Genomic DNA, 15,509 nt, shown 5'->3' on the forward strand with positions numbered 1-15,509 from the left:
GCACCCATCGCCAGCCTCCGTCAAAGCTGGTTCCTCATGAATCACGCATTCGCCGCTAAGGGAATCCCAAAAATCACTTTTCTGCCAAAGTAGTGCTAAGCGGCGTGGACAAATTGGCGTTTGAGGTCGACCATGGCGATCCGGGCCTGGAGTATCGAAGATCGAGATGCCGGGGGACATTATGGCCGACAGCCTCCTCGGCATACTCCATCTCGCCACCGCCAGATACTGGCTCAAATTTGTCCATGTCGCCCAGCATGCCGTCAGTCATTGGCTGTGGCCGTAAGAGTCTTGCATGCAGGTGCAGACAAACGTTTCAGATCCGACACATAGAAAACTTGACATCCTGTTCAATTTTTTGTTGATCGAGCCTTGAGAGAGGCGGTGGCCCCGGAGTCGGCTTTGTCATTGCCGACGATGGTGCATCGTAATTCAAAATCAGAACATTCCGGCAGGCCGCAAAGGCCTTTCACTTTCCTTCCGGCTCAGGAGCCCGATGGTGATGCAGTGCGCTGATGCTTTTCTGTTGACAGTTCACGGCCGCAGGGGCGACTGATGAAGCTTCATCGCATTCTTGCCGGGGGGGTCCTGCTGGCGCTGGCGGCGGGGGGTTATTGGGCATGGCACCATTTCATGCGCCGCGCCGAGCTTCCGGAATGGGTCTTGCGGAGCAATGGCCGGATCGAGATGACCCGGACCGATATTGCGGTGAAATATCCGGGGCGGCTGGCATCCTTGACGGTTCACGAAGGCGATGTGGTTCAGGCCGGCCAGATCCTGGCCGAGCAGGACGAAGGTGATGTGCTGGCCCAGCTTGATGCGGCCAGAGCCTCGCGCGAGAGGGCATTGGGCGGCCTCGCCCGCGCGCGGGGCGAGCAGGCCGCGCACCGCAGTCAGGCCGAACTCGCCCGGCTCAACTGGTCGGAAACCGCCGGTCTTCATGCGCGCGATATGGTGTCGGATGTCGAACTGAAACAGCGCAATCTGGCGCTGGCGGGCGAGGCGGGCGGCGTCGAGGCCGCTGGCGGCGCAATAGGCGAGGCACGCGGCGCAATAGCGCAGGCCGATGCCCAGATCCGGCTGGTCTCGGCCATCCGCGCCGATCTGCATATCCGCTCGCCGGGGGCGGGCCGGGTGGAATATCGCATTGCGGAGCCGGGCACGATGATGGCGCCCGGCGGCAAGCTGTTATCGATCATCAACCCCGATGATGTCTATCTCACTATCTTCGTGCCCTCGGCCACTGTCTCGCGCATCCGAATCGGCGATGAAGCGCGCGTTCTGCCGCAGGGCTTTACAACCGCCTTGCCCGCCCGCGTCGGCTTTGTCTCGCCGGAGGCGCAGTTCACGCCCAAATTCGTGGAAACCGCCAATGAGCGGGACAACCTTTCCTATCGAGTGAAGCTTCAGATACCTGCGGAGACGGCGCGGCGGTTTGCGGGCGTGCTGAAGGCCGGGATGACGGCCGATGGCTTTGTCCGCACCGATCCCGGCAAGCCATGGCCTGATTTGGGGCCTGATCGGGGAACAGCCGGGCGGTGAGCGAGGCGATGACCGGGGCGGCGGGAATGGGCGCAATGGCCATTATCCTTGAGGACGTTTCCCATCACTATGGCCCGGTTCAGTCTCTTGAAAATGTCAGTCTGCAATTGCCGCGCGGCGGGGCGGTTGCGCTTGTCGGGCCCGATGGGGTGGGGAAATCCACACTGCTGGGCCTGATTTCCGGTGTGAAGCGCGTTCAGCAGGGCAAGGTCGGCGTGTTGGGCATCGATCTTGCGGGGCGGGGAGATCGCTCGGCTTTCCTCTCCCGCGTGGCCTATATGCCGCAAGGTCTGGGGCGCAATCTCTACCCCACGCTTTCCGTGGCCGAGAATATCGACTTTTTCGGCCGTCTGTTCGGTCTGGGCGCGGCCGAACGCGGCGCGCATATGAAGCGCCTGCTTGAGGCGACGGGACTCGCACCCTTTCCCGACCGGCCCGCAGGCAAGCTTTCGGGAGGGATGAAGCAGAAGCTGGGTCTGTGCTGCGCGCTGGTTCACGACCCGGAACTACTGATTTTGGACGAGCCGACAACGGGCGTTGATCCCCTGTCGCGGCGTCAGTTCTGGGAACTGGTCGATGCCATGCGGGCGGAGCGGCCCGAACTGACCGTACTGGTCTCAACCGCCTATATGGAAGAGGCCGAGCGTTTCGATCATCTGGTGGCGATGGACGAAGGGCGCATCATCGCGCAGGGGCCGACGCGCGACATTCTTGCCCGGACCGGGGCCTCGACGCTGGAGCAGGCCTATATCAGCCTGCTGCCCGAGGCGAAGCGGCCTGTGGGCGAATTGAGGAATGTCGCGCCATGGCAGGACCGGGGCGAGGCACCCGCGATAGAAGCGCAGCATCTGGTGCGTCGTTTCGGCGATTTCGTGGCGGTCGATGACGTCAGCTTTCGGATTGGCCGAGGCGAGATCTTCGGCTTTCTGGGTTCGAATGGTTGCGGCAAGACCACGACCATGAAGATGCTGACCGGCCTGCTCGATGCGAGCAGCGGGACTGCAACCCTGTTTGGGCGGCCGATCACCACCGGAGACATGCAGACGCGGATGCATGTCGGCTATATGTCGCAGGCTTTCTCGCTTTATGAAGAATTGACCGTCGAGCAGAATCTGGCCCTGCACGCTCGCCTCTATCGGGTGCCGCAGGCCGAGGCGGCGGCGCTGGTGAACGAGGTGATGGCGCAATATGCGCTGCTCGATCATGCCCGCGCCCTGCCTGCCGCGCTGCCGCTTGGGATACGCCAGCGGCTGCAACTGGCCGCTGCCTGTCTGCACAAGCCTGAAATCCTGATCCTTGACGAGCCGACATCGGGCGTTGATCCGGCGGCGCGCGACATGTTCTGGGGCCATTTGCTGCGCCTCTCGCGCGAGGATGGCGTGACCATCTTTGTCTCGACCCATTTCATGAACGAGGCCGAGCGGTGCGACCGGATTTCGCTGATGGATCGGGGGCGGGTGCTGGCGGTTGGAACACCGGCCGAACTGACGCGCCAATACCATGCCGAGCGTCTGGAGGACGCGTTCATCGCGGTGCTGGAGGACCATTCGGCCGAATTCGTGTCGGTTGTGACCCCGGAACCGGCAGAGCGTAGGCCGGACGAGAGCGACACCAGGGATGGCGGATTGGCGGGTTGGCTGGGCTTTGCCTGGGCTTTTGCCCGGCGTGAGGCGACCGAGCTGGCGCGGGACCGTATCCGCATGGGTTTTGCGCTGGCGGGTCCGATCATCCTGCTTTGCATTTGCGCCTTCAGCATCTCGTTTGACGTGCAGAACGTCCGTATGGCGGTGCTCGACCACGATCAGACCGCGACCAGCCGCGATCTGGTCCGCCGCTTTGAGGGTTCGCGCTATTTTGTGGAAACCCGCCCCATCGTCAGCGAGGAAGAAGCGCACGACCGCTTGCGCGAGGGGGGCGTCCAGATGGTGCTGGACATTCCGCCGGGCTTCGGCCGCGATCTGGCTGCGGGGCGTAAGCCGGACCTGGGGGTTTTCATTGATGGTGCCAGTCCCTTTCTGGCCGCGAATATCCAGGGCTATGCCGACGCGATCATTCTGGCCTATTCGCTCGACAGGTCGGGGGCGGTCTCCGGCGCTGTCACGCTGCCCGCCTCGATCGAGCCCCGTTTCATATACAATCAGGATTTTCGCAGCATCTATGCGATCACGCCGGGCGTGCTGATGCTGACGATGATCCTGATCCCCGCGATGCTGACCGCGCTTGGCATCGTACGTGAAAAGGAAATCGGCTCGATCATCAACCTCTATGCCTCGCCCGCCGGGGCAGGGGCTTTCCTGATCGGCAAGCAGGCGCCCTATGTCATTCTGGCCATGGTAAGTTACTGCAGCCTGGTGGCGCTGATCGTGACCGTTCTGGGGGTGCCGCTCAAAGGGTCGCTGCTGGCGCTGACGGTGGGGGCGCTGCTGTTCGTGCTGGCCTCCACCGGGCTTGGCATGATGATCTCGACCCTCGTTCGCACACAGGTGGCCGCGATTTTCGCCACGGCGCTGATCTGCCTCATTCCTTCTGTAAATTTTTCGGGGCTGCTCTATCCGGTCTCGACGCTCCTCGACGGCAGCTATTGGATCGGCATCATCTTTCCTTCCTCATGGTTTCAGATCATCAGTCTGGGAACCTTCACCAAGGGCCTTGGTCCGGCCAGTTTCGGCACGGCCTATCTGGCGCTGGCGCTCTTTGCCCTCATCGTCATCATGGCCTCGCGGCTGATGCTCGGAAAGCAGGAGGTATGAAACGCTGGGCGATCAACGTCTGGTTGCTCGGCGTCAAGGAATTGCGCAGCGTCCTGAAGGATGTGACGCTGATGGCGCTGATCTTGTTTGCCTTTACCATCGCCATCCAACTGGTGGCCACCGGTCTCAAGGCCGAGGTATCCAATGCCTCGGTGGCCATTGTTGATGATGACCATAGCGAGCTCTCGCGGCGCCTGCGCGATGCGGTGCAGCCGCCCTATTTCAAGCCGCCGGTGGATATTGCGCGTGAGGATGTCACCGCTGCGATGGACGGGGGGCGCTATATTTTCGTGATCGAGATCCCGCCGCGATTTCAGGCCGATGTTCTGGCCGGACGCAGCCCGGCGGTTCAGATTCTGGTCGATGCCACGGCCATGACGCAGGCCGGGCTGGGGGCTGTCGATTTCCAGCGGATCTTTGCCGCAGAGACGCTCGATTTCCTCCATGCGCGCGGCCTGCTGGCGGCTCTGCCCGTCACGGTGACCAGCCAGATCTTCTTCAACCCCAATTCGCAATCGGCCTGGTACAGTTCGGTGATGCAGATCGTGACGAATGTGACGGTCCTCTCGATCATCCTTGTCGGCGCGGCGGTGATCCGCGAGCGCGAGCATGGCACGATCGAACATCTGCTGGTCATGCCCGTCCGCGCCAGTGAAATCGCCTTTTCCAAAATTCTGGCCAATGGTCTGGTCATTTTTCTGGCCTCGATCGCGTCCTTGTGGTTTGTGGTGCATGGGGTTCTGGCGGTGCCGCTGGCGGGCTCGCTGGCGCTCTTTGCCGCCGCGATGGTGCTCTATCTCTTTTCGGTAACTTCGCTGGGCATGTGGATGGCGACGCTGGCGCCCAGTATGCCGCAATTCGGCCTGTTTGCCGTGCCGGTCTATGCCATCGCCTATCTTCTGTCCGGGGCCGCTACGCCGCTTGAGAGCATGCCGCCCGCCATCCAGATGGTGGCAAGGCTGCTGCCCACGACCCAGTTTGTCAGCCTTTCGCAGGCGGTGCTCTATCGCGGCGCCCAAACCGCTACCGTATGGCCCGAACTGGCCATGATCTGCGGCTGGGGTGTGCTGTTCGTTGCCCTTGCCGTGCAGCGCTTCCGTTCGATGCTGGAGCGTCAGGGATGAAGGCAAATATCATGCATAATGGCCCGAGGATGACCCTGCGCGCGTTGTTGGCGGCGGGCGCGGCGCTTGGTCTGGCGGCTTGCGCATCGGCGCCCCCGCAGGCTGCTCCGCAGGCGATGGTTTCCGTGCCTGCGCGCTTTGCCGCGCCGGAGGCCGTCCGGCCTTCGTCGGTAGCGCCTGATCGGTGGTGGACCCTTTGGGGCGATCCAGGGCTGGACGCGCTGGTCGAAAAAGCGCTGGCCGCCAATGCCGATATTCGCGTGGCGCAGGCCCATGTCAGGGCCGCAAGGGCGCTGGTGTCCATGTCCGAGGCCGCGCTCTATCCTTCCGTGGCGGCCAATGGCGCGGCATGGGGCACGGTGGCCGATACTGGCCTCGATGGCGCTCTGGGGTCGCTTCTCGCGCCTGTGTCCGAGGGCGCGACCGGCGGGGGCTATCTTGTGGGGCTTGGCGCGCAATGGGAGCCTGACGTGTTCGGGGGACGCCACGCCGACGCCGATGCGGCCAGAGCCCTTGCCGACAGCGCGCAATGGCTGGCCCATGGCGTTGCGCTGACCGTGATCGGCGATGTCGTCGAAAATTATCAGCAATGGCAGGGGCTGCGCCGCCGCCTGACCATCCTCGATGAGAGCATAACATCGGCGCGGCTGTTGGCCGATTATCTGTCCGCCCGGCAAGGGATAGGGCAGGCCAAGGTGCTGGACGTGACCAGAGCGAGGGCGGTGCTCGCCTCATTGGAGGCGGGTCGAGCGCCAATTCTGTCGCTGATCGACGCGCGGCGCAGGCGGCTTGCCGTGCTGGCCGGAGACTTGCCCGAAACGCTGCCTCTGGAGGCGGCCGACGCGGACATGCTCGTGCCGCCGCCGCCTGCCGGGGAGCTTCCTTCGACCTTGCTGGAGCGCCGCCCCGATGTGCGCGCCAGAATGCTGATCGTTGCCGCGCGGGCGGCAAAGCTCAAAAGTCTGAAGGCAGATCTGATGCCTCGCTTCGGGATTACGTTCATGGGGCAGGATGGGCACATCGCCCTTTCCGGCCTGCCCGGTTTCGGCGGTCCGCTCGGTCTGGTGGGGGTGAAAGCCAGCGTTCCCATCTTTACCGGCGGATTGCTGCGCGGCCGGATTGCGGCCGGCCATGCCGAACTGGAGGCGGCGCTGGCCGGTCAGGATCGCGCCATTCTGCTGGCCCTTGAAGAGGTGGAGATCGCTTATGCCCTGCGCAGCGGCCTGGACGCGCGTCTGCGCGGGCTTGAGCAGGCGCGCGATCTGTCCGCCCGCCGCGTCGATCAGGCGCAAGCCTTCTATCGCGCCGGGCGCATGACCTTGGGCGACGTGTTGCAGACGCAAATGGATGCTTTTTCCGACGCCGACAAAGCAGAGCAGGCAAGGGTGGCGCAAGGCAGTGCAACCGTGCAGCTCTATCGAGCCATGGCCGGTGGTTGGGGGGACAAGGCGTCCGCGCCTTCGGCCGCCACCATCCGGCCTCTACGCCAGAATGTGCAAGAGGGAGTCCAGCCATGACCGATACGTCATCCGCCCATGTCGACGCAGATCCGCTTGATGGAATAGCCCAGACCCTCGACCATGCTTCCTTTGCCGCCATTGCCGGCGTCACGGGCGGACTGTCGCCCTTTACCGTGGCGCAGGCCATGTCCGATTGGGCGCTGCATCTTGCGGCATCACCGGGGCGGCGGCTGGAACTGCTGGCCAAAGGAATGCGCAAAAACCTGAGGCTGATCGATTATGTCGTGCATGGCGCCGATGGGGAACACCCCGCCATTGAGCCCCTGCCGCAGGATCGCCGCTTTGACGATCCGGCGTGGAAGATGCCGCCCTACAATCTGATCGCCCAGTCCTTTTTGATGACGCAGCAATGGTGGCACGCGGCCACCACCGGCATTTCGGGCGTCAGCGCCCGCCATGAAGCGGTGACATCCTTCACCCTGCGACAAATCCTCGATATGTTTGCGCCCAGCAATTTTATCCCGACCAATCCTGTGTTGCAGAGGCGGATCGCGGACACGGGCGGCATGTGTCTGGTCGAGGGCGCCAGATTGCTGATGGCGGACATCGAGGCGCTTGCCCGCGGCACCGCCGGGTCCGGCGATCAGCCCTTTCAGATCGGGCGCGACATTGCCGCGACCAAGGGCAAGGTGATTTACCGCAATCGCCTTATGGAATTGATCCAGTATGAGCCGACCACCGCAACGGTCCGGCCGGAGCCGGTGCTGATCGTTCCGGCCTGGATCATGAAATACTATATTCTCGACCTGTCGGCGCACAACTCCCTGATCGGCTGGTTGGTGGGGCAGGGCTATACGGTTTTTGCGATGTCATGGCACAACCCGGGCAGCGCGGATCGCGATCTGGATATGGAGGACTATCGTCTTCTGGGCCCGATGGCCGCGCTGGATGCGATAACCGCCATCACCGGAGCGCCGAAAATCCATGCCCTTGGTTATTGCCTTGGCGGCACGCTGTTGGCCATTGCGGCCGCGGCAATGGCGCGCGATGGAGATGAGCGGTTGGCAGGCATGACCCTGCTGGCCGCGCAAACCGAATTCAGCGAGCCGGGGGAACTGGGCCTTTTCATCGACGAGGCACAGCTTAACCTGCTCGACAGCATGATGTGGGAACGCGGCTATCTCGACAGTGGCCAGATGGGCGGCGCTTTCCAGATGTTGCGCTCCAACGATCTGGTCTGGTCGCGCATTCTGAACGAATATCTGATGGGCGAGCGGCCAATCGCCAATGATCTGATGGTATGGAACGCGGATGGCACGCGGATGCCTTTTGCGATGCACAGCGAATATCTGCACAAGCTGTTCCTTAAGAACGATCTTGCCGAGGGGCGGTTTGTGGCGGGCGGTCAGCCGGTCAGCCTGTCGGCGCTGAAAACGCCGATGTTTGTGGTGGGCACGCAAACCGATCATGTCGCGCCGTGGCGCTCGGTGCACAAGATCCACATGCTGACCGATGCAGAGATATGTTTCACGCTGACCAATGGCGGGCATAATGCGGGCATCGTTTCGGAGCCGGGACATAAAAACCGCCATTATCAGCTTCTCACGCGCCCGGCCTGCGGCCCAGCCCTTGCGCCGGATGTATGGCTGGCGCAGGCCCCGGATCATCCCGGCTCGTGGTGGGAGGCGTGGGGCGAATGGCTCAGCGCACGTTCCGGCAAGGCAGGTCCTCCGCCGCCCATGGGCGCGCCGGACAAGGGCCATGCCCCGCTGGCCGATGCGCCGGGCAGCTATATTCTGGAGAAGTAGACATGACGCCTCCCGAAATGATCGAGAACCGCACCTTTGACGAGATCGCGATTGGTGACACCGCGAGCCTGTCGCGTACGCTAAGCCAGCGAGACATTCAACTTTTCGCGTTGGTATCGGGCGATGTGAACCCCGCTCATCTGGACCCCGAATATGCGGCCGGTGATATGTTTCACCACGTCATTGCGCATGGCATGTGGGGCGGAGGGTTGATTTCAGCGGTGCTGGGCACAGAACTGCCCGGTCCGGGCACCATCTATCTGGAACAGAGCCTGCGCTTTTTGCGGCCAGTGGCCCTTGGCGACACGATTACGGCGAGCCTCACCGTTTCGTCCAAGGCAGAAAAGCACCATATCATCACGTTCGATTGCCTTTGCATCAATCAGGTGGGGGAAGAGGTCATCACCGGCGTGGCGACGGTTAAGGCACCTACGGAAAAGGTGCGCCGGGCGCGGGCCGCACTGCCCGATGTCAGCCTGTCCGACCACAGCGCGTATCGCCGCCTGATGGCGGCCGCCAGAGCCAGCACTGCGGTGAGCACCGCGATTGCCCATCCCTGCAGCGCGGCCGCCATCACGGCGGTTGCCGAGGCGGTGCAGGCTGGACTTATCATTCCCATCCTGGTCGGCCCCGAAGCCCGCATTAGCGCTGCGGCGCAGGAGGCCGGGGTGGATATTTCCGCCTTCCGCATCGTTGATGCGCCCCACAGTCATGCAGCCGCAGCGGCGGCGGTGGAACTGGTTCGCACTGGAGAGGCGGGGCTGCTGATGAAGGGCTCGCTTCATACTGACGAACTGATGGCAGCGGTGGTTTCGCGTGAGGCCGGGCTGCGCACGGAAAGGCGGATCAGCCATGTCTATCTGATGGATGTGCCGGGCCACCCCACGCCCCTGATGATTACCGATGCGGCGGTCAACATCGCGCCGAGTCTGGAAGAAAAGGCCGACATCATTCGCAACGCCATCGACCTTGCGCATGTGATCGGCATTGCCCAGCCCAAGGTTGCCATCCTTTCGGCGGTGGAAATGGTGAACCCGGCGATCGCCTCGACGATTGACGCGGCGGCGCTGTGCAAGATGGCGGATCGGGGGCAATTTCCCGGCGCGCTGCTCGATGGCCCGCTGGCCTTTGACAATGCCATCAACGAGGCCGCCGCCAAGGAGAAGGGCATCGTCTCGCCGGTCGCGGGCAAGGCGGAAATTCTCGTGGTTCCCAATCTTGAGGCGGGCAACATGCTGGCCAAGCAATTGACCTTTCTGGGCGGGGCGGATGCTGCGGGCATCGTATTGGGCGCGCGGGTGCCGATCATCCTGACCAGCCGGGCCGACAGTCTGAGCACACGCCTTGCCTCTTGCGCCGTGGCTGTTCTGCTCGCCCATGCCGGGACGAAAGCGGCGCCCGGATTGTTCAGGCCCACTTTATGAGCCGCGCCCTTATCAGCCTCAATGCAGGCTCATCCAGCATCAAGTTCGGTCTTTATACGTTGGATCAGGACGGGCCGCACCATGCTGCAGGCGGCAAATTGGAGGGCATCGGCAGCGATCCGCGCATCCGCATTTGTCAGGATGACGGCGTGGTTCTACTCGAAAAATCCTGGCCCGATGGGGCCGGGCTGACGCATGAGGAGTTGCTGGGCGAATTGTTTGGCTGGGCGCAGGATCATCTGCGCGAGCATGAGATCGTCGCTGTGGGGCACCGGGTGGTGCATGGCGGCGGGGTTTTGTGGACGCCGCAAAGGATTGATGCAGCGCTGATCGCAAGGCTGGAGGCCTTCTGCCCACTCGCGCCGCTGCATCAGCCCCACAATCTGGCCGCGATCCGCGAAATTGTGCGGATGGCGCCTCATCTGCTTCAGGTTGCCTGTTTCGATACCGCGTTTCATCACGCCATGCCTGCGATTGCCACGCGACTGGCCTTGCCGCGTCGGTTTGCGGAAAAAGGTGTCCGGCGTTACGGCTTCCATGGCCTGTCCTATGAATATATCGCCCGGCGACTGGGCGAAATCGATCCCGGATTGGCCGGAGGGCGCGTGATTGTCGCCCATCTGGGCAATGGGGCCAGCCTTTGCGCGATGCGCGATGGGGCCAGCATCGACACGACGATGGGCTTTACTGCGCTCGACGGGCTGATGATGGGCACGCGCAGCGGCGCGCTCGACCCCGGTGCGGTGCTGCATCTGCAGCTTCAGGAGGGGATGAGCGCGCGGCAGGTCGAAGCCATGCTCTATGGCCAGTCGGGGCTGCTGGGCGTTTCGGGCGTTTCGGGCGATATACGGGTGCTCCATGCCAGCGCGGATCCTCATGCGAAGGAGGCGATAGAGCTGTTCGTCTGGACCGTTGCGCGCCACATGGCCGCTCTGATCGGCTCGCTCGAAGGGCTGGACGGCATCGTCTTTACCGCCGGAATTGGCGAGAATGACGCGGCCATCCGGGCGGCCATCTGCGCGCGTATGGCATGGGCTGGGGTTGTCCTGGACGAGGCGGCCAATGCCGCGAACGCCCCCGTTATCACACGATCCGACAGCCGCATCGCGGTGCGGGTCATGCCCACCGACGAGGAACGCATGATTGCCTTCCACACTTTCAACATGTTGCGCGATCAGCACGGAGCAATGGCATGAAACCTTTGGTGGATCTTTCGGGCCGGCGCGGCCTTGTGGTCGGGATCGCCAATGAGCACAGCATTGCCGCGGGATGCGCGGCGGCCTTCGCGCAATGCGGGGCCACGCTGGCCGCGACCTATCTCAACGACAAGGCAAAGCCTTTCGTCGAGCCGGTGGCCGAGCGATTGGGCGTGGAATGGTTGGTGCCTTGCGATGTGCGCGAACCGGGGCAACTTGAAGCTCTGTTCGATCAGGTAAAGGCGCGATGGGGAAAGCTGGATTTTCTTCTGCATTCCATCGCCTTTGCGCCGAAAGACGATCTGCAAGGCCGAGTTGTCGATTGTTCGGCGGAAGGCTTTGCATTGGCCATGGACGTGTCATGCCACAGCTTTTTGCGGATGGCGCGTTTGGCCGAACCGCTGATGCAGGATGGGGGCTGTCTTTTGTGCGTCACCTTCTATGGCTCGGAGCGGGTGGTTGCGCATTACAACATGATGGGGCCGGTCAAGGCCGCACTGGAAAGCGCGACCCGTTATATTGCAGCCGAACTCGGCCCGAAAGGCATCCGCGCCCACGCCATTTCGCCCGGCCCGATCGCCACGCGCGCGGCGAGCGGGATCGCTCGTTTCGACGCATTGCTGGAGCGCGCTGCCGCCACCGCGCCGGAAGGCACGCTGGTTTCGATCGAAGATGTCGGCGCTCTAGCCGCTTTTCTGGCGAGCGATGCCGCGCGGCATATCACAGGCACTGTCGTTCCTATTGACGCCGGACAGCAATTGATGGCCTAAGCGCGCCTCAAAATCCTTGCCGAACCCAAGAGTGCCCAGATGCCAAACCAGAGAAAGGCGCCATACGGCCTGTCCGAGAAGCGCGAAATGACCCGCGCGCAGAATATGGAAAAGATCGATGCGGCGGCGTGGAAGATCTTTTCGAATCTGGGGCTTGATGGCGCCACGGTGCGGGACATTGTGAGCGAGAGCGAGGTTTCGGCGGGAAGTTTCTATAATTATTATCGGACGAAAGAGGCTGTGTTTGACAAGTTGGTCGCCCAACTCATCGAACGGATCCGTCTTGAGATTGCGGCGGCAAGAGATGGTGCGAAAGACATCGAGACGATGTTGTGTCAGGGTTATGGCGCCTTCATGAACATGCTGCTTTCCTTGCCGGGCGGCGCGGAATTTTTTGAACGTAACCAGCATCATATAAGGTCGAGATTGTTCGGGTCTGCGCAGATCAGGGCCTTGCTGGCGGATATTGAAATGGACGTTGCAGAACTGGGGGCTCTCGACAGGCTTTCGGAAAGCGAGCGCAAGCTTCTGGTCTCGATCATGTTTGCAAGCGGCACAGAAGCCATATTTGGCGCATTGAAAACCCGCAACACCGACATTCAGGGTTTAGCCCGGTTTCTCGCCAGACTTCTGGCTCACGGCATTAACGCAAGCCATAAGGATTGAGGCGGCTCCACTTTCTTGACCCTGCTTCTGAAAATGCCTCCTCAAGAGATAATGAGAGAAATCTGGCAGAATTGAAGCTGATTGGTGACCTGACCCCCAGCTTTCCGCCAACTGGGACTAGAGGCCAGCAGCTTTGTTGCGCATGAGCGCTGGTGAAGCAATGGCCTGTGTAGCGGCGCCCGTGGGGCTTGGCGGAGCAGGCATTTGCTGATGCAGTTCGGCAAGCTCAGCCAACAGCGGCTACGTGGTTTGCGCGATCTGCGCTTCTGTGAAACGGGGGGTAATATGCTGGGGGCAGTTCCAGTCGAACCCGACAATGTTGATCGCGAAGGCCCGCTCTCCGACGGCATCGTAACCGGGCACCATCAACGCGGCGACCTTTTCGGGGTCGTCGCTGGTATAGGCATGGCCGATCAATTTAAGCCGACGACGGGCGGGGTAGTCCATCAGGAACAAACATACCCGATTATCGGCCGCCAGGTTCGCGGTCGAAAGATACTGCCTGTTGCCGCGATAGTCGGCAAACCCAATGCAGTTCCCGGAAATCCGACGCAAAAACCCTGCCGGGCCGCCGCGATGCTGTATATAGGGCCAGCCATCTTCGCTGAGGCTGGCCAGATAGAAGCTGTCCCGTGCCGCGATGAAATCCAGTTCTCGATCCGTGAGAACGTCGATTTCGCCAGCTTGTGCTTCCATCCGCGCATAGGTGGCCCGCGAACCGTCGATTTCCTGCAATGCGCGTGACCTTGGACCGAACATTGTCTTGAAGAATGTATGTGCCATGGATGGTTGCCTCGTTTAAGAATGTCGATCTGGTAGCGACGAGCATGAGCCCGCCACTTGCTCCCGCTTTTGGACTAACCGCAGTTGTGGTTCGGCTGTCCCAGAAACATCGTTCTGGAAGCTGGAATAAACCGTCCGAGCGCCGATCAGCTTAGCGCGTTTCAGCCGTAACGGACGATTGCATCGAGCAAGGACGACCGGAGGCGTTGAACGATCCGTTGAAAGCTCGCTTCCGCACCTAGCGCCCGCGCCAGCACGATGGCGCCCTGTATCCCGGAAACCGCCTCTTCAGCGAGGTCTGCGGCCAATGCTGGCGGAACCTTCCCCACTTCAAGGCAGTGGGTCAGGGCCGATATCCAGCGCGCGAAGTAGCCCTTCACTTTGGCCGCGAAGGCCTCGCCGGCGGAGTTCAGCCCAAGGCATCCAACGACGCATACCCTCTGTCCGGATCGGAAATACGCGGTTACGTCGTCGAACATGCCCGTGATGGCCGCCGCTGGGTCAAGGACCTGCTCCAATGGCGAGAAAATAGCGTTGGCAAACCAGCCGTCGATATTCTCCAGAACAGCGTCCATCATTTCTTCCTTCCCGCCGGGAAAGAAGTTGTAGAGACTGCCTTTGCCAAGGCCGGTTGCCTTCGACAGAGTGGCCAGGGTCGCGCCCTCGAACCCATGCTCGCGGAAGGCTTCGGCCAAGGCCGGCAGAGCACTTGCACGATCAGTGAGGACGCGCTTGGAGCTCACAGGCCGAGGTCGCTCAGCGAAACATGGTCATTCGGGCGGCGGCCGAGCGGCCAGTGAAACAGGCGATCTGCTTCCTTGATCGGCATTTCGTTGATGCTGGCGTGGCGGTTCGACATCAGTCCGTCTTGTGCAAATTGCCAATTCTCGTTGCCATAGGCGCGGAACCATTGGCCGTTGTCGTCGTGATACTCATAGGCATAACGCACAGCAATACGGTTGCCGGTAAAAGCCCAGAGTTCCTTGATCAGGCGATACTCGTGTTCCTTGTTCCACTTGCGCTCAAGGAAAGCCTGCGCCTCCTGACGGTTGGACGCGAATTCCACGCGGTTACGCCAGCGGGTGTCGAGCGTGTAGGCCAGCGCGACCTTGGCCGCATCGCGGGTGTTCCAGCCATCTTCGGCCAGACGAACCTTTTCGACAGCGCTATCGTGGGTGAACGGGGGCAGCGGGGGACGGGACATGTGATTTCCTTTCGTGATGATCGTGGCCTTGGCAAGCGCGGGAACCGTGAGTGCCGCAATGAAAGTGCGGCGTTTCATCCGAGTTTCCTCGAAGTGCCTATCGCTTGTACCTATCGGTACAATCTTTTACCGATAGGTACAAGTTATTTTTCGCGCGAGGAAGCCAGAGTACGGTCTGCTTGGCGAAGGATGCTGAATTTCTTAGGTTTGGCGTTCAGGGCCTGCAGGGTGACGGCCGCGATCAGCGCCGCGCCGGCCCCAGCGTGTTGGCTGGTTAAAAGGGCTTGGTCGGAAGATACTTGCCGTCGAGCGTGATGACGCAGCGGTGACCACCTTCGGGGTCTTCGCGCTTCTCAAGCTTGAGCTTGAAGTTGATGGCGCTGATGATGCCGTCACCGAAATCCTCGTGAACGAGGGATTTCAGGGTGGTGGCGTAGACCTGGATGATCTCATAAAAACGATACATGGTCGGGTCGGTGGGCACCCCATCCGGGAAGCTGCCGCAGACCGGGATCGCCTGAAGCAGTTCGATTTGGTCGGCGCTCAGGCCCAACGTCTCGCCAACGGCCTCGGCAGCGCTTGTCGGCAGCGGATGCTGGCCGAGCAGCGCGGCGGTGACGAACTCGCGTGAGAGGCCGCTGTTTGCAGCAATGGCGGTCCAACTGAGCTGTTTCTCGGCCTTCGTCTGAAAGTCGTCTGTGGACGCCCCAAAAGAAGCAAGCGTTAAATGAGATCTGGCACGTAGTCAGGTGCTCTCGTCTGTCCGGCCTCTGGATGCAGCA

General features: G+C 61.9%; 13 protein-coding genes and 1 pseudogene. 9 read left to right on the plus strand and 5 right to left on the minus strand.

Annotated features, from left to right (window positions below; all coding sequences use genetic code 11):
* A partial coding sequence (locus FHW96_RS26040) for a hypothetical protein (RefSeq protein WP_216651082.1) occupies nucleotides 1-180 on the minus strand: 180 nt, incomplete at its 3' end.
* A gap of 375 nt (nucleotides 181-555) precedes the next feature.
* On the opposite strand from FHW96_RS26040, the gene FHW96_RS25380 reads away from it, so the two are divergent.
* The 9 genes from FHW96_RS25380 to FHW96_RS25420 are packed head-to-tail and all read left to right on the plus strand — an operon-like array spanning nucleotide 556 to nucleotide 12,740.
* Nucleotides 556-1,542: an HlyD family secretion protein gene (locus FHW96_RS25380; RefSeq protein WP_172343351.1), complete on the plus strand. Its 987-nt coding sequence runs from the start codon at nucleotides 556-558 to the stop codon at nucleotides 1,540-1,542.
* Nucleotides 1,543-1,577: 35 nt separating this feature from the next.
* The gene (gene rbbA / locus FHW96_RS25385) at nucleotides 1,578-4,292 is read left to right on the plus strand and encodes a ribosome-associated ATPase/putative transporter RbbA (RefSeq protein WP_172343352.1); all 2,715 of its coding nucleotides are present in this window, start codon (nucleotides 1,578-1,580) and stop codon (nucleotides 4,290-4,292) included.
* A complete protein-coding gene (locus FHW96_RS25390) occupies nucleotides 4,289-5,416 on the plus strand; it encodes an ABC transporter permease (RefSeq protein WP_172343353.1) in 1,128 nt (375 codons plus the stop codon). The genes rbbA and FHW96_RS25390 overlap by 4 nt, the downstream gene beginning before the upstream one ends.
* 29 nt (nucleotides 5,417-5,445) lie before the next feature.
* Nucleotides 5,446-6,933 carry a TolC family protein gene (locus tag FHW96_RS25395; RefSeq protein ID WP_172343354.1) on the plus strand — a complete coding sequence of 496 codons (1,488 nt, stop codon included), beginning with the start codon at nucleotides 5,446-5,448 and terminating at the stop codon, nucleotides 6,931-6,933.
* Nucleotides 6,930-8,684: an alpha/beta hydrolase gene (locus tag FHW96_RS25400; RefSeq protein WP_172343355.1), complete on the plus strand. Its 1,755-nt coding sequence runs from the start codon at nucleotides 6,930-6,932 to the stop codon at nucleotides 8,682-8,684. The genes FHW96_RS25395 and FHW96_RS25400 overlap by 4 nt, the downstream gene beginning before the upstream one ends.
* Nucleotides 8,685-8,686: 2 nt before the next feature.
* A complete protein-coding gene (locus tag FHW96_RS25405; RefSeq protein ID WP_172343356.1) occupies nucleotides 8,687-10,108 on the plus strand; it encodes a bifunctional enoyl-CoA hydratase/phosphate acetyltransferase in 1,422 nt (473 codons plus the stop codon).
* Entirely contained in the window at nucleotides 10,105-11,304 is a 1,200-nt protein-coding gene (locus tag FHW96_RS25410; RefSeq protein ID WP_172343357.1) for an acetate/propionate family kinase, read from the plus strand. Before FHW96_RS25405 ends, FHW96_RS25410 begins: the two co-directional genes overlap by 4 nt.
* Nucleotides 11,301-12,074 carry an enoyl-ACP reductase FabI gene (fabI, locus tag FHW96_RS25415; protein WP_172343358.1) on the plus strand — a complete coding sequence of 258 codons (774 nt, stop codon included), beginning with the start codon at nucleotides 11,301-11,303 and terminating at the stop codon, nucleotides 12,072-12,074. The genes FHW96_RS25410 and fabI overlap by 4 nt, the downstream gene beginning before the upstream one ends.
* A 39-nt stretch (nucleotides 12,075-12,113) precedes the next feature.
* Entirely contained in the window at nucleotides 12,114-12,740 is a 627-nt protein-coding gene (locus FHW96_RS25420) for a TetR/AcrR family transcriptional regulator (protein ID WP_172343359.1), read from the plus strand.
* 240 nt (nucleotides 12,741-12,980) lie between these two features.
* On the opposite strand, the gene FHW96_RS25425 is transcribed toward FHW96_RS25420, so the two are convergent.
* From FHW96_RS25425 to cynS, 4 genes and pseudogenes are all read right to left on the minus strand, one after another.
* Nucleotides 12,981-13,523: a pyridoxamine 5'-phosphate oxidase family protein gene (locus FHW96_RS25425; protein WP_172343360.1), complete on the minus strand. Its 543-nt coding sequence runs from the start codon at nucleotides 13,521-13,523 to the stop codon at nucleotides 12,981-12,983.
* Nucleotides 13,524-13,684: 161 nt separating this feature from the next.
* Nucleotides 13,685-14,218: a TetR/AcrR family transcriptional regulator gene (locus FHW96_RS25430; protein WP_253951265.1), complete on the minus strand. Its 534-nt coding sequence runs from the start codon at nucleotides 14,216-14,218 to the stop codon at nucleotides 13,685-13,687.
* Nucleotides 14,219-14,262: 44 nt separating this feature from the next.
* Nucleotides 14,263-14,727, minus strand: a complete 465-nt coding sequence (locus FHW96_RS25435) for a DUF1348 family protein (protein WP_172343362.1) — start codon at nucleotides 14,725-14,727, stop codon at nucleotides 14,263-14,265.
* Between the two features lie 274 nt (nucleotides 14,728-15,001).
* Nucleotides 15,002-15,406, minus strand: a pseudogene (cynS, locus tag FHW96_RS25440) (cyanase); the annotation flags it as partial.
* Nucleotides 15,407-15,509 lie beyond the last annotated feature (103 nt).

The sequence above is a fragment of the Novosphingobium sp. SG751A genome (genome assembly GCF_013149295.1).
In the GTDB taxonomy this organism is placed as follows: domain Bacteria; phylum Pseudomonadota; class Alphaproteobacteria; order Sphingomonadales; family Sphingomonadaceae; genus Novosphingobium.

Excerpts from the sequence above, each read along its gene's own strand:
- FHW96_RS25390 (WP_172343353.1), top strand. The coding sequence starts at position 4,289 with ATGAAACGCTGGGCGATCAACGTCTGGTTGCTCGGCGTCAAGGAATTG.
- FHW96_RS25420 (WP_172343359.1), top strand. The coding sequence starts at position 12,114 with ATGCCAAACCAGAGAAAGGCGCCATACGGCCTGTCCGAGAAGCGCGAA.
- FHW96_RS25425 (WP_172343360.1), bottom strand. The coding sequence starts at position 13,523 with ATGGCACATACATTCTTCAAGACAATGTTCGGTCCAAGGTCACGCGCA.
- FHW96_RS25435 (WP_172343362.1), bottom strand. The coding sequence starts at position 14,727 with ATGTCCCGTCCCCCGCTGCCCCCGTTCACCCACGATAGCGCTGTCGAA.
- FHW96_RS25405 (WP_172343356.1), top strand. The coding sequence starts at position 8,687 with ATGACGCCTCCCGAAATGATCGAGAACCGCACCTTTGACGAGATCGCG.
- rbbA (WP_172343352.1), top strand. The coding sequence starts at position 1,578 with ATGGCCATTATCCTTGAGGACGTTTCCCATCACTATGGCCCGGTTCAG.
- FHW96_RS25395 (WP_172343354.1), top strand. The coding sequence starts at position 5,446 with ATGACCCTGCGCGCGTTGTTGGCGGCGGGCGCGGCGCTTGGTCTGGCG.
- FHW96_RS25410 (WP_172343357.1), top strand. The coding sequence starts at position 10,105 with ATGAGCCGCGCCCTTATCAGCCTCAATGCAGGCTCATCCAGCATCAAG.
- FHW96_RS25400 (WP_172343355.1), top strand. The coding sequence starts at position 6,930 with ATGACCGATACGTCATCCGCCCATGTCGACGCAGATCCGCTTGATGGA.
- fabI (WP_172343358.1), top strand. The coding sequence starts at position 11,301 with ATGAAACCTTTGGTGGATCTTTCGGGCCGGCGCGGCCTTGTGGTCGGG.
- FHW96_RS25380 (WP_172343351.1), top strand. The coding sequence starts at position 556 with ATGAAGCTTCATCGCATTCTTGCCGGGGGGGTCCTGCTGGCGCTGGCG.